13 protein-coding genes are annotated in these 13,403 nt (G+C 57.9%); 5 read left to right on the forward strand and 8 right to left on the reverse strand.

Annotated features, from left to right (window positions below; genetic code table 11):
• Positions 1-31 precede the first annotated feature (31 nt).
• Complete coding sequence (locus JO972_RS04465; RefSeq protein WP_309488800.1) at positions 32-2,230, reverse strand: NADP-dependent isocitrate dehydrogenase; 2,199 nt, start codon at positions 2,228-2,230, stop codon at positions 32-34.
• Positions 2,231-2,430: 200 nt separating this feature from the next.
• Between JO972_RS04465 and JO972_RS04470 the strand changes: the two genes are divergently transcribed.
• The 3 genes from JO972_RS04470 to JO972_RS04480 are packed head-to-tail and all read left to right on the forward strand — an operon-like array spanning position 2,431 to position 5,012.
• On the forward strand, positions 2,431-2,682 hold the full coding sequence (locus tag JO972_RS04470) for a FeoA family protein (protein ID WP_309488801.1): 252 nt from the start codon (positions 2,431-2,433) through the stop codon (positions 2,680-2,682).
• Between the two features lie 23 nt (positions 2,683-2,705).
• Complete coding sequence (gene feoB, locus JO972_RS04475) at positions 2,706-4,787, forward strand: ferrous iron transport protein B (RefSeq protein ID WP_309488802.1); 2,082 nt, start codon at positions 2,706-2,708, stop codon at positions 4,785-4,787.
• 54 nt (positions 4,788-4,841) lie between these two features.
• Positions 4,842-5,012 (forward strand): hypothetical protein, encoded by a 171-nt coding sequence (locus tag JO972_RS04480; RefSeq protein ID WP_309488803.1) that lies wholly within the window; start codon positions 4,842-4,844, stop codon positions 5,010-5,012.
• A 52-nt stretch (positions 5,013-5,064) separates the two neighbouring features.
• On the opposite strand, the gene JO972_RS04485 is transcribed toward JO972_RS04480, so the two are convergent.
• A complete protein-coding gene (locus JO972_RS04485) occupies positions 5,065-5,277 on the reverse strand; it encodes a hypothetical protein (RefSeq protein ID WP_309488804.1) in 213 nt (70 codons plus the stop codon).
• Positions 5,278-5,365: 88 nt separating this feature from the next.
• On the opposite strand from JO972_RS04485, the gene tnpA reads away from it, so the two are divergent.
• Positions 5,366-5,812: an IS200/IS605 family transposase gene (gene tnpA / locus JO972_RS04490; RefSeq protein WP_309488805.1), complete on the forward strand. Its 447-nt coding sequence runs from the start codon at positions 5,366-5,368 to the stop codon at positions 5,810-5,812.
• Positions 5,813-5,928: 116 nt separating this feature from the next.
• On the opposite strand, the gene JO972_RS04495 is transcribed toward tnpA, so the two are convergent.
• From JO972_RS04495 to JO972_RS04520, 6 genes are all read right to left on the reverse strand, one after another.
• Entirely contained in the window at positions 5,929-6,078 is a 150-nt protein-coding gene (locus JO972_RS04495) for a hypothetical protein (RefSeq protein ID WP_309488806.1), read from the reverse strand.
• Between the two features lie 223 nt (positions 6,079-6,301).
• A complete protein-coding gene (dxs, locus tag JO972_RS04500) occupies positions 6,302-8,188 on the reverse strand; it encodes a 1-deoxy-D-xylulose-5-phosphate synthase (protein ID WP_309488807.1) in 1,887 nt (628 codons plus the stop codon).
• Positions 8,163-8,489, reverse strand: coding sequence for an exodeoxyribonuclease VII small subunit (gene xseB, locus JO972_RS04505; protein ID WP_309488808.1), 327 nt, complete (start codon positions 8,487-8,489; stop codon positions 8,163-8,165). The genes dxs and xseB overlap by 26 nt, the downstream gene beginning before the upstream one ends.
• A 31-nt stretch (positions 8,490-8,520) precedes the next feature.
• Positions 8,521-10,335, reverse strand: coding sequence for a hypothetical protein (locus tag JO972_RS04510; RefSeq protein WP_309488809.1), 1,815 nt, complete (start codon positions 10,333-10,335; stop codon positions 8,521-8,523).
• A 53-nt stretch (positions 10,336-10,388) separates the two neighbouring features.
• Positions 10,389-11,813, reverse strand: coding sequence for a sigma-54-dependent transcriptional regulator (locus JO972_RS04515; protein WP_309488810.1), 1,425 nt, complete (start codon positions 11,811-11,813; stop codon positions 10,389-10,391).
• The gene (locus tag JO972_RS04520; RefSeq protein WP_309488811.1) at positions 11,810-13,018 is read right to left on the reverse strand and encodes a sensor histidine kinase; all 1,209 of its coding nucleotides are present in this window, start codon (positions 13,016-13,018) and stop codon (positions 11,810-11,812) included. The genes JO972_RS04515 and JO972_RS04520 overlap by 4 nt, the downstream gene beginning before the upstream one ends.
• Before the next feature lie 64 nt (positions 13,019-13,082).
• On the opposite strand from JO972_RS04520, the gene cutA reads away from it, so the two are divergent.
• Positions 13,083-13,391, forward strand: coding sequence for a divalent-cation tolerance protein CutA (cutA, locus tag JO972_RS04525; protein WP_309488954.1), 309 nt, complete (start codon positions 13,083-13,085; stop codon positions 13,389-13,391).
• Positions 13,392-13,403 lie beyond the last annotated feature (12 nt).

The following is a 13,403-nucleotide window of genomic DNA, read 5'->3' on the forward strand; positions in this document are numbered from 1 at the left end:
AAGCGGGATGAAATAGGGAAACGGCAAGGGCCTAGACCAGGCTGGCGAGCACCTTGTTCAGGGTCTCGCTCGGGCGCATGGCGTCGGAAGTGATGGCTTCGTCCGGCTGGTAGTAGCCCTTGGTATCGACTGGCGATCCCTGCACGGCGATGAGTTCCTCGACGATCTTGCTTTCGTTCTCAGCAAGTTCTTTGGCGATGGGAGCGAAGGCTGCTGCGAGCTCGGCATCGTCGCTCTGGGCGGCGAGTGCCTCGGCCCAGTAAAGAGCGAGGTAGAAGTGGGAGCCACGGTTATCGATGCCGCCGATTTTACGGGTCGGGGATTTATCCGTGAGCAAGAACTTGCTGGTGGCGTCGTCGAGTGTAGCGCCGAGGACTTTGGCCTTGGCGTTATCGAATTTCTCCGACAGGTGCTCGAGGGAAACGGCGAGCGCGAGGAACTCACCGAGGGAGTCCCAGCGGAGGTAGTTTTCCTCGTTGAACTGCTGCACGTGTTTTGGCGCAGATCCACCGGCACCGGTTTCGAACAGTCCGCCGCCGTTCATCAGGGGAACGATGGAGAGCATCTTCGCGGAGGTGCCGAGCTCGAGGATGGGGAAGAGGTCGGTAAGGTAGTCGCGCAGCACGTTGCCGGTGACGGAAATGGTGTCTTCTCCATCTTTCAAACGAGCGAGAGTGAACTCGGTGGCCTCAACGGGTGCCATGATGTGGATTTCCAGACCTTCGGTATCGTGGTCGCCGAGGTATTGACCGACTTTGGCGATGATTTGGCTGTCGTGGGCGCGATCTTCATCGAGCCAGAAAACGGCCGGACTGCCAGTGGCGCGGGCGCGGTTGACGGCCAGCTTCACCCAGTCTTGCACGGGAGCGTCTTTCACCTGGCAGGCGCGCCAGATGTCACCTTCTTCCACACTGTGTTCAATCAGCGTGGCACCGTTGGAATCGGTGATGGTTACGCTGCCGGCGGCGGGCATGACGAAGGTTTTATCGTGCGAGCCGTATTCCTCGGCTTTCTGAGCCATCAGGCCGACGTTGGGCACGGTGCCCATGGTGGTGGGATCGAATGCGCCGTTCTTTTTGCAGAAATCGATGGTGGCGGCGTAGACTCCGGCGTAGGAGGAGTCGGGGATCACGGCCTTGGTGTCCTGCTGCTTGCCTTCGGCATTCCACATCTGACCGGAGGTGCGGATCATGGCGGGCATGGAGGCATCGATGATGACATCGGATGGCACGTGCAGGTTGGTGATGCCTTTGTCGGAGTTCACCATAGCGAGGTCCGGGCCATTGGCGTAGGCTGCCTGGATGTCGGCCTCGATTTCCTGACGTTGCTCATCGGAGAGGGACGAGAGCTTGCTGACGAGATCGCCAAAGCCGTTGTTGAGGTCGATGTCGAGTGAGTTGAAGGTATCGGCGTGTTTTTCCAGCAGATCGCTGAAGAAGACGCGGACACAGTGGCCGAAGATGACTGGGTCGGAGACCTTCATCATGGTGGCCTTCATGTGCAGGGAGAAAAGCACGCCTTGCTCCTTGGCCTCGGCGACTTGTTCGGCGAGGAATTTCACCAGGGCATTTTTGCTCATCACGGTGGCGTCGATGATTTCGCCGGCGAGCAGGGGAGTGCTTTCCTTGAGCACGGTCTCGGTGCCATCGGCTGCGGTGTGAGTGATCTTGACGGTGGTGGCCTCCTCGACGGTGACGGATTTCTCATTCGAGTAAAAATCTCCGGAGCTCATGGTGGAGACGTGAGTCTTGGAGTCGGCGGACCAAGCTCCCATGCGGTGGGGGTTGGCCTTGGCGTATTCCTTCACGGCCTTGGGCGCGCGGCGGTCTGAGTTGCCTTCGCGAAGCACTGGGTTCACGGCGGAGCCTTTAATCTTGGCGTAGCGCTCTTCGGCGTCGGCGTAGTTGGGGATCTTGTAGCCGTGGCTCTGGAGCTCAGCAATGGCGGCTTCCATCTGTGGCACGGAGGCTGAGATGTTGGGCAGCTTGATGATGTTCGCTTCGGGGGTCTTGGCCAGTTCACCCAGCTCGGCGAGGGCGTCGGAGACTTTTTGCTCGTCGCTCAGGCACTCGGGGAACTCGGCGAGGATGCGTCCGGCGAGGGAGATGTCGCGTGTTTCCACATTCACCCCGGCGCTTTTGGTGAAAGCTTCGACGATGGGTAGAAAAGAATAAGTGGCCAGGGCGGGTGCCTCGTCCGTTTTGGTATAAATAATGGTTTCTTGGCTCATAGTAGTCCTAAGCGGTTTACGGCGCGGTGTTTATGAGTTAGGCGGCCCAAGGTCAATGTTATTCCCCGTGTGCCGGCGCTGGCGACGACCGGAAAACCGTCGAGAATCCGAGGGAAACCACCCCTTCGCGCGATGCTTCTGTGTTTGGCGGTGGAAAATTATTGCAAGCGAGTCTCAATTGCGCTTGATTGTGGGCGAGCATGATCGCAGACGCTGCCAACGACCACCACGCCACTCCCGCTACGACATTGAGTCAGGCGAGCGCTGGCTGTCAGTTACGTATCAGTCAGCTGGAGGGCAAAGCCTGCAAGCGCTTGCGCGAACTGGGTTTCTGCGAGGAGATGGAAATCTGCAAGCTCTCTGACGGACGCAACATGATTTGCTCTGTCTGCGGCACCCGCATGGCACTCAGCCGCAAACTCGGTGACCAGGTGATGGTCGAAATGGTTTAACCGAACACAACAAGACTCCAAGTATGGAAACAATCGCTCTTGTGGGAAACCCGAACAGCGGGAAAACCACACTTTTCAATGCTCTGACGGGGGCGAACCAAAAAACCGGGAACTACGCCGGTGTTACGGTCTCCCGCGTTTCCGGCACTCTTCGCACGCCTCACGGCAACAAATACGAGCTGCTCGATCTCCCCGGTTGCTACTCGCTGAGCCCCAATTCTCCCGACGAGCGGATTACCCGCGATGTCCTGCTTGGCGACCAAGAAGGTGCCGAACGTCCATCAGCGGTGGTCTGTGTCGTGGATGCTTCGAACCTGGAGCGACACCTGTATCTGGTCACCCAAATCGTCGATCTCGGCCTGCCCATCGTGGTGGCACTGAACAAGGTGGACCTCGCGGAAAAACAAGGCATTCGCGTGAATGTCGACTTACTCTCGGAGGAACTCGGTCTGCCGGTGGTGCCTTGCCAAGCAAACAAGGGCAAGGGCGTGGTGGATCTCAAACACGCCATCCGCCAGCCCTTCCCTCACATCCCCAATCGCACGTGGCAGGGGGATAAAGCCACGGAAAAGGCAATTGTTGATCTGACGTCCGAGCTTGAGACCACTGGGCTGGAGCAGCCCCAAGCTCACGCCATTCACCTGCTGGCCGATGTGGCCTACCGCACCGAAGAGCAGCCGGGGATCGATCGCGGTGTGCGTCAAACGGCGATGGACGCGGCCGATGTGGCGATCCGTTCCGGCACCGCGCCCGATGAAAATATCTCCCAATCGCGCACTCGCCGGGTGCAGGAAATCTGCAAGATGGCTGCGCGCCGTCAGGACACTCAGGGCCTGACCACCAGCGATAAAATCGATCAAATTCTGCTGCATCCTGTTCTTGGATGGGTGTTTTTTGCCACCTCCATGATGGTGGTGTTCTGGACCATTTTCAGCCTGGCCGAGTATCCGATGGGCTGGGTCGAGGCGGGGATTGATTTTGTCAAAAATACCGTCGTGGGCGGAATGCCGGAGGGGGATGTTAAAGATCTTGTGTCCGACGGCATCATCGATGGTGTCGGTAGTGTGGTGATTTTCCTCCCGCAAATTCTCCTTCTGCTGTTTTTCATCGGGCTGATGGAAACCACCGGTTACATGTCGCGCGCCGCCTTCCTCATGGACAATCTGATGAGCAAGGTGGGGCTCAGTGGCAAGGCCTTCCTGCCCTTGCTGAGTTCATATGCCTGCGCCATCCCCGGCATCATGGCCACCCGCACCATGGATAGCGCCAAGCAGCGCTTACTGACCATCATGATTGCTCCGTGGATGAGCTGCACCGCCCGTCTGCCAGTCTACGCGCTCTTGATTGGGATGTTGCTGGCTGGTTACGGAGCAATGGTTCAGGCTCTGGTATTGGCTGGGCTTTATGTCCTGGGCACGAGCACGGCCTTGCTGGCCGCCTGGTTGCTTGCCCCACGCGTCAAGGGGAGTGAGGAGCAGACGCACTTCATGATGGAACTGCCGTCCTACACGGTGCCGGATTTCAAATTCATCTTCCGCCATCTGATCGAGCGTGCCTGGTCGTTTCTCGCCAAGGCTGGCACCATCATCTTGGGGATTTCCATCATTCTCTGGGCCTTGAAAACCTACCCCAAACCTGAAGAGGGCACTCCTGCGGCGTCCGATGCCGGTCTCGCTCTCGAGCAAAGTTACATGGGGCAAATCGGTCATGCGATTGAACCTGTGGTGAAGCCGCTGGGTTACGATTGGCGCACCGGAACCGCACTGGTCGCCGCGTTTGCTGCCCGCGAGGTGTTCAACACCAGTCTGGCGATCTCCTATTCAGTCGATGAGGAGGAGTTCGAGGATGAGGATTCATTCCTCGATCAACTCCGAGCCAAAATGAACGCCGCCACCTGGGAAGATGGCACGCCCATCTACACCCCTCTGACCACCATGAGTCTCCTGGTCTTTTTCGTCTACGCGCTGCAATGCTTGCCGACCACGGCAGTGGTTCGGCGTGAAACCGGTTCGTGGAAATGGGCGCTGGGTCAGCTCGGTGCGATGTCGGCCTTTGCCTGGCTTGCTGCCTTCCTCGTGTTCCAAGTCGGGAGCCTGTTTGTCTAAGTCTCCGGGGGAATGCCGATTGCATTCGCCGTCTAACTAAGCGAGATTCTGAATATGGACTGGGAAAACTGGCAAAGCTACGCCGCTCCGGCAATCGTGCTCGTCACCATCGGCATCTTCATCCGCCGCTGGGTTAAAGCCAAGATCGCCGAAAGCGATGCCAAATGCTGCGGCGGCCGCTGCGGCTGCGCCGCCTCCAAGCGCAAGAAGCTTCAGGAGAGGTAGTGGCGAAGGTTATCGGTTTGTCAGTTTGTCAGTTTGTCAGTTTGTCAGTTTGTCAGTTTGTCAGTGCCGTGCCGTGCCGTGCCGTGCCGTGGCGTGGCGTGGCGTGGCGTGGCGTGGCGTGGCGTGGCGTGGCGTGGCGTGGCGTGGCGATGCTGCCGCTCGTGGTGATTTCGAGTTGGTAGATTTCGAGGAATAGCCCCAGCGGGGCGATAGAAACTAGCGCGGGGTGAAACCCCGGGGGGCACATCGCCGTTAGGTGGATCAAGTCCCGGCAGGGACGACAGAAGCTTGGCCCCCCCTTAGCTCTTCCTTTTGGTCTCGTCTCCAATCAACATTGCGCCATACTGAACGACATGGCATCCACCCACACTGCCCTTTATTACCATTTGGTGTTTTCCACAAAAAAACGAGAAGCCCGGTTCGATGCCGCATTCAGAATTAAACTCCACGGCTACCTTGGTGGGGCGGTTAGCGGTCTGGCCGGAGTGCCCCTTGCCATTGGTGGCGTTGCGGATCACGTGCATCTATTGGTCGGTTTGAAAACCACCCATAGTCTGTCGGATTTCATGCGTGAACTGAAAGCTTGTTCATCGAAATGGGTGACTGGGGAGCTCAAGAGGAAGGCCTTTGCGTGGCAGGAGGGTTATGGGGCCTTTACGGTGAGTTCTCCCGATTTGGAAAAGGTGCGACTATATATGCTTCATCAGGAAGAGCATCACCGGAAGGTGACCTTCAAGGAGGAATATCTGGCGATGTTAAAGCGGGGGAAGGTGGAATACGATGAACGCTTTCTATGGTAGGCGGGGCTTCTGTCGTCCCTCCCGGGACTTGGTGCTCTCGGAACTTCATTCCCGGGGTTTCACCCCGCGCTAGTTTCTATCGCCCCTCCGGGGCTGGGATTTGAGCGGGGGCGGTTTCAGCTCAAACTCAAACTCAAACTCAGGATCAGGATCAGGATCAGGATCAGGATCAGGATCAGGATCAGGATCAGGATCAGGATCAGGATCAGGCTTTGGCTTTGGCTTTGGCTTTGGCTTTGGCTTTGGTGCGAGAAGTTTTCTAACACTCCTTAGCTCCGAGATCTGGAAGAAATCTAGAAATGTAGTTTTCTAGGAGTCGATAAGCCGAGAGACCGAGAGACCGAGAGACCGAGAGACCGAGAGACCGAGAGACCGAGAGACCGAGAGACCGAGAGACCGAGAGACCCGGGAGTTGAGAAACACTGGCGCGATGGAGCGCAGACCGTGTTTGCTCAGACAGCCCGGATTTCTGATTTGGCGCGTGGGCGCTTAGAGGTGTTTGTTGACTTGGCTGACGGCGTGGGCGGCTGTGAGGCCGTGTTTTTCGCGCAGCTCTTCGACTTTACCGTGATCGATGAACTCGTCGGGCCAGCCGATGCGTTCGAGTGGGGTGTCGATGTTGCGATCGTTGAGGAGCTCGATGACGCTGGCGCCAAATCCGTTTTGCAGGACGTGATCTTCCATGGTGAGCACCACGTTGCATTTCTCTGCGTAGCGGGTAATCAGCTCGGCATCGAGGGGTTTGATGAAGCGTGGGTTGATCAGGGCGACTGAGTGGCCTTGGGCTTCGAGCTCTTTCACCGTTTCCAGAGCGGTTTCATACATGTGGCCGAGGGCGATCACGGCGATGTCGCTGCCGTCTTGGAGCACTTCACCCTTACCGATTTCGAGAAGAACGGGTTTGTCCTTCGGTTTGGCTCCGATGCCGGCGCCACGTGGGTAGCGGATGGCGGTCGGGCCGTCGTCGTAGTTGGCCATGGTCCAGAGCATGTCGATGAATTCTTCCTCGTCCTTCGGCTGCATGTGAATCAGGCCGGGGATTGCGCTGAGGTAGGCAATATCGAACAGTCCGTGGTGGGTTGGGCCGTCGTCGCCGGAGAGTCCGCCGCGGTCCATGCACATTCTTACCGGTAGGTTCTGCAGGGCGATATCGTGGATGATCATATCGATCGCACGCTGCATGAAGGTCGAGTAAATCGCGAGGAAGGGGCGCAGGCCTTGGGTCGCGTGACCGCAGGCAAAGAGCGCGGCGTGTTCCTCCGCGATACCGACGTCAAAGTAACGTTCGGGGAGCTCTTTCTTGAAGATCTCCAGCTTGGTGCCGCCGGGCATGGCCGCGGTGATGGCGGTGATGCTTTTGTCTTCTTTGGCGAAATCGGTGACGGCGCGACCGAAGAGTTCCGAGTAAGTGGGTTTGTCCGCCGCGGCCGTGGAGCCGTCTTCCACTTTGTAGGTGCCGAGACCGTGGAATTTCCCGGGGTTCGCCAAGGCTGGCTGGTAGCCGCGTCCTTTTTCCGTGATGATGTGCAGGATGACGGGTTCTTCCTGTTGCTTGAGGTGCTCGAAGGTGCGGATCAGCAAGGGCAGATCGTGACCGTCAATCGGGCCGTAATAGCGCAGGCCGAACTTCTCGAAAAGCACGTTGGGCAGGATCAGGTTCTTGGTGTTGCGCTCCACTTTGTGGACGAACTTGCGCGCTGTTTCGCCACCTACTTTACCGACAAATTCAGCCGCCTTGTTACGGACGGAGGAGAAGGTGGGGTGGGTTTGCAGGGCGTTGAAATACTTGGCCATGGCGCCGACGTTGCGGTCGATCGACCACTCGTTGTCGTTCAGCACGACGATGAACTTCTTGGTGGTTTCCTCGATGTTGTTCATCGCTTCGAGGGTGGGGCCACAGGTGAAGGCGGCATCGCCAGCGACGGCGACCACGTGGTTGCTATCGCCCTTGAGGTCACGGGCGGAAGCCATGCCGAGTGCGGCGGAGAGGCAGGTGCCTGCGTGACCGGCACCGTAGCAATCGTGCTCGGACTCGGTGCGCAGCAGGAAACCGTTCAGTCCGCCCGGTGTGCGGATGGTGTGGATGGTGTCCGCCCGTCCGGTGAGCATCTTGTGCACGTATCCCTGGTGGGAGACGTCAAAGAGGAATTTGTCTTCTGGGCTGTCAAAGACCCGGTGCATGGCGAGGGTCAGCTCCACCACACCGAGGTTCGGTCCGAGGTGCCCGCCTGTGCGAGACAGTGAGTGGATTAGGGTGTGCCGAATTTCCTCGCAGAGGTTATCAAGTTGTTCGGCAGGCAGTGCCTTGACATCCTCGGGTCCCTTGATTTGGGAGAGGATTTTGGGGAGTTCAAAAGAGCCGGATTTCGTCGTCATTATTATTATTCGAGGTCGTCGAGGTCGGGGCCTCGTCCTGGGTTGATTCGTGGGTGGTCTCCGTGGCGGAGGCCTTGGGTTTGAGAGTGATGAGTTCGAGTCGCTTGCGTGCGTCATCCAGCACGGTTTCACAGTGGCCGATGAGTTCGGCACCGCGCTCGTAGTTGGCGATCAGTTTTTCCAGCGGGAGCTGGCCTGATTCCATGGTCTCCACCATGTCCTCCAGTTCTTCCAGTGCCTGCTCGAAGCTGGGCGTGGACTTGGTGGACGTGTCGTTTTTCTTTTTAGGAGAGGACGGCATGAGTGTGGATGGATTGGATGATGGGATCGGATTAGTCTTTCGAGCTGACCACGGGTCGGCTGGAGTAGAACATGATGTAGCCGCGTGAGAACAGCGGTTGGTGGTGCTCGTAGCGCTGGGACAGTTGCTTGAATTCAGGGACGATGTCGATGAAGTTCGGAGCTCCTGCCTGTTTTGCCCAGATGCCGAAGACCAGAGGGTAGAGGTCGCCGTAGGCGGTGCCGGGGGCTGCGGTGGCGAGAATGCGTTCGTGGTTATAGGAATAGGGCGTGATGACGATGCCGTTGACGGGCGTCTTCTGGCTTTCGGCAATCTCTTCGATTTCTTCGATTTGCTCCAAGTTTCTCGGCAGCCAGACGGACATCCGGTCGGCATACCAAGCCACTGCCCATGGGGTGTCCGAAATGACGATTTCCTTTGGTGCGGTGTTGTCGGCGAGGGTGCGGTTGAAGACCTTGGGAAAATACGGGGGCCACTGCGGGGAGCCGCCGTATCCTTCCATCTGAATTCCTCGTTTCAGATCCTGGGGGATGGAAAGCAGCATCGGGCCGGCACTGATCGCCACGATGATGATCAGGTGCGAGTAGCGCAGGGCGTGCAGGGACGGGGGAATGTTCAGTCGGCTCCAGAGGATGGAAACCATGGCCAGTCCGTAGGCGGACATCAGCGGGGCGAAGAGGATGTGGATCTGGTTCGGGTCCATGGCTCCGTCACGGATGCCGTAAATCGACATGCCGATGCCGGCAAAGACCCACATCAGCAGGATCACCCAGCGGAAGACTGCGAGGCTGGGACGCTTGAAGGGGTGCAGCAGGGCGAGGAAGAACAAGGGGGCGACCAAGATGGCTCCGAAGTTGCGGTGCAGATCGGAAATTTGCAGCAGGGTGGAGCGGAGGATGTTCATCAGCAGACCACGCAGTCCCAGATCTTCCCCGGCGGGGGAAAGGGTGCGCATGATCGAGTCTTCCCCATTTCCCAGACCATTGTGGATGGCGTAGTAGGCGGTGCCGAAGGGGCTGCCGGTGGGGCTGATGTAGAGTAGGTAAATCACCGGGATGACAAAGACCGCGAGCATGCCGGTGAGGGCGGCGGCGATGACGCCACGTGGTTTGAAATACACCGCGGCAAAAATGACGTAGCCGAGGTAGATCCACAGGGTGATCCAGTGAGTCAGCACCAGCAGGCACATGAACACGCCGGAGATCAGCACCGGCCCGAGGGCGGGGCGATTGTCCTCGGAGTTTTCCACTGCGCGCCAGAGGAAGAACATGGAGCTGGAAAAGAGCATCAGCATGAGCATCTGCGGCAGGCCGGACTGGGAAAGCTTCCACATCAGCTCGCAGAACAGCATGAGGATGGCGGTGACCGAAGCGATGGTGGTATCAAACACGCGCGAGATCAGCAGGTAGTTGATCCCGATGGAGATGAGGAAGAAGATCACACAGGTGGCGGCGATGACGCGGTCGAGCTGGTAAATGTTCGACCGCTCACTCATTCTCCAGCGTTTGCTGTCGCTGGCATCGGTGGCCTTGAGTACGGCGGCATAGACGCAGGGGTTCAGCGGGGCGTGGTAGGTGTCTTGGAGGTTTGCAAGGATGGGGTTCTCATCATTGGCCTCCTTCATCTGGGCTATAGCGATCGGGCGGATGACCTTGGTGCTGTAGCCATTTCCCCGGGCGATCTCACGTCCGATCTGTGCTTGTTCCATACCGCGTGGGGCGGACAGGCCCTTGAAGGTAACAAAGAGAGAAACGATGGCCAAGCCGGCGAGAAAGACGAAAAACAGCGCGCGGCGGATGAGTTTCGCCGGGTCGGATGGATTGCCGGAAGGGATAGATTTGCTCATGGAGAAAGTGAAGAGGGTGTGTGTGGTGAGGGGCGAGGAGGGGCTCTGGGTGCTTAGTTGAACTCCTTTAATTTGCGTTGCAGGGTCCGGCGACTGATACCGAGGATTTTGGCGGCATCCGTGCGGTTATTTCCGGTGTGCTGCAAGGCGCGCCGGATCGTGCGCATCTCCAGTTCATGCAAGTTGAATTCGTCCTCGGAAGCAAGCGAGTTTTCCTGCTTTTCTGTGCTGATTGCCGAGATCTCCGACGGGGCGTCATGGCTTGGAGTGAGGCTCGCCTCGTTCTGACTGAGGAAAGAGGGGAGGTGCTGAACATGGATGACGGGATCGTTGCTCATCACCACGCCGTGTTCGATGGCGGTTCGGAGCTCACGGACGTTGCCGGGCCATGGGTAGCTGCGGAGCAATTTCAAGGCGTCGTCGCTCAGAGGTTTCAGCTCCTTGCCGTTCTCCAGTGAGAACTCCTTGAGGAAGGCCTGGGAGAGCAAGACCACATCCTCGGCACGTTCGCGCAGCGCCGGCATCTCCACCCGCACCACATTGAGGCGGAAAAAGAGATCCTCGCGAAAATCGCCCTTGGCGACCATGCTGCGGAGGTTTTTGTTGGTGGCGGCGATCACGCGGACATCAACTTTGACCGCCTTGTTCGAGCCGACCCGTTCGATGGTGCGCTCGCTCAGCACGCGCAGGAGTTTGACCTGAGTGGCCTGATCGATCTCACCAATTTCATCGAGGAAAATGGTGCCTCCATTTGCCTGTTCGAAGCGACCGATGCGTTTCTGGGCCGCACCGGTGAAGGCTCCCTTCTCGTGGCCAAAGAGTTCGCTTTCCAATAGTTGCGGTGAGAGGGCGGCGCAGTTGACCACGAGGAGTCGGTCGGCGGGTCGACCGCTCAGCTGGTGGATGGCGTGGGCCACCAGCTCCTTACCCGTGCCGCTCTCCCCCTCGATCAAGACGGTTGCTCGGGTGGGGGCGACCTGGTTGACCATTTCACCCACTTTTTCCATCGCCGGAGATTTGCCGATCAGGTTGTCGAGTCCGTGCTTGCGGCCACCGCTTTTCACGCGCAGTTCGCGGTTTTCCTGCTCCAGGCGGACGTTGGTTTTTTCCAATGACCGACTGCGCAGTGCGCGCTGCAGCAGGAGCTCGACGCTATCTAGATTGAGGGGTTTGGTGATGAAGTTCCAGGCACCTCGGCGCATCGCTTCCACCGCTGTGTCCACGGATCCGTAAGCGGTCATCATCACGGCGACGGGGGGCTGGGGAAGAGCTAGAGCTTTGTCCAGCAGGTCCATGCCGCTGTCGCCCGCCAGGCGAAGGTCGGTGAGTAATAGATCGATGGGTTCCGATTTCAGCACCACCATCGCTTCCTTGATGTCGGCAGCGACGTAGCAGTCAAAACGATCCTCAAGCGCCATGCGAAGGCCATCGCGCGTGGGTTTTTCATCATCGACGATGAGTAAAGTGGCGGAGGTCATGAGTTAGCGGGTGGCTGGTGGCTGGGTTCGAGGTCGATCACGGAGCTGTCGTTAGTTTCCAGTAGGCGGACGTTGCGGTTTTTCCGAGGGATGGAGATGGTCACTGTGGTGCCCTCGTCCTCCTCGCTTTCGATTTTAATATCACCGCCGTGTTCGCGGATGATGCGGCGGACGATGAGCAGGCCTAGACCGGTGCCGGATTTCTTTGAGCTTCTGTAAGGTTCGAAAATTGAGCCCATCATTTCAGGCGGAATTCCGCTGCCGTGATCGCGGATGGTGAGCATCACTTCGTAGTCGGTGACACCTGTGAGGATGTCAATCTGACCACCGCTGGCGGGTAGTGACTGGAAGGCATTTTTGAGTAAATTGTAGAGCGCTTGTTTGATCTGATTACCATCGAGCTGCAGCAGCGGTGTGCTATCGGCCAAATCCAATGAGATTCTAACATGGCGTTCTTCCAGTTCGGGTGCTAAGAGATTGAGTGTGTCGCGAAGGAGGTCGTGGAGTTGGTGGGGCGCTCGTTCTGGGTGAGTTGGTCGGATCGCCTGCAGGAACTGCTTGAGGATGGTGTCGAGTCGGCGGATTTCGCCTTGGGCGGTATGCAGGTGCTGGAGCAGGCTTTCTTGGTCGTCTGCTTGGAGCTTCTTAGTTTTTCGTTCGAGCAGCTGGAGGTGGATGTCTAACGAGTTAAGAGGGTTGCCAATTTCGTGGGCGACTCCTGCGGCTAGCAGGGTGAGGGCATTGAGTTTTTCGCTCTCGACGTTTTTCTCCTCTTCGAGTCGGGAGTCGGTGATGTCTCTGACTAACAAGACGTAGCCCAGCAGTCGATCGGAGTTCTCCACCTCGCCTTGAATGGGGGAGAGGTAGAAGTTGAGGTAGCGACTTTCCGGATAGAGAATCTCGAGATCCCGGCTGACAATCCGTTTGGGATCGGCGAGTTTTTTCCAGTTCAGTCCGCGCACTGTCTTGGACAGGTTCTGACCAATGGTTCGGATGGGGTCGATGCCGAAAATGCTCGACGCGGCCTGGTTGACATAGGTGATCTGGCCTTCGGGATCTAAGATCAGCACGCCCTCTTGGAGTGCCTCGAAGACGCTTTCGAGAAAGCCCTTTTCCCGCACTAGCCGCGTCACTAAGCGCTGGACTTCGCTGGGGTCGACCTGATCCAGGCGGGCGATGAGTTTATCGAGGAAGCCAGGTTTCATTCAAGTGGTGGAAAGCGTTGCGAGGGGATGTGTTTCGAGCTAGAATGGCACAATGACGGAGGCGATGGTAGTGCTATGCAATTTTCCTAATATGGAGGAGGCGCGACAGATTGGCACACATCTTGTGAAAAGGCAATACGCGGCCTGCGTAAATATCATCCCCGGTGCGGAATCGATCTATCAGTGGCAGGGGAAGGTCTGTCGGGAGCAGGAAATCTTGGCTGTGATCAAGACTTCGCGTAAGGCTTTCGCTGTTCTCAATCGTGAGTTGGCAGCGCTGCATTCCTATGAAGAGCCGGAGATTATTGCACTTCCGGTGGCTGATGGTGCCGCTGGATATTTAGCCTGGATTGCCAGTCACTCAACGGCTTAGGTGAGTGCATGG

This window comes from Oceaniferula flava (assembly GCF_016811075.1).
Classification (GTDB): domain Bacteria; phylum Verrucomicrobiota; class Verrucomicrobiia; order Verrucomicrobiales; family Akkermansiaceae; genus Oceaniferula; species Oceaniferula flava.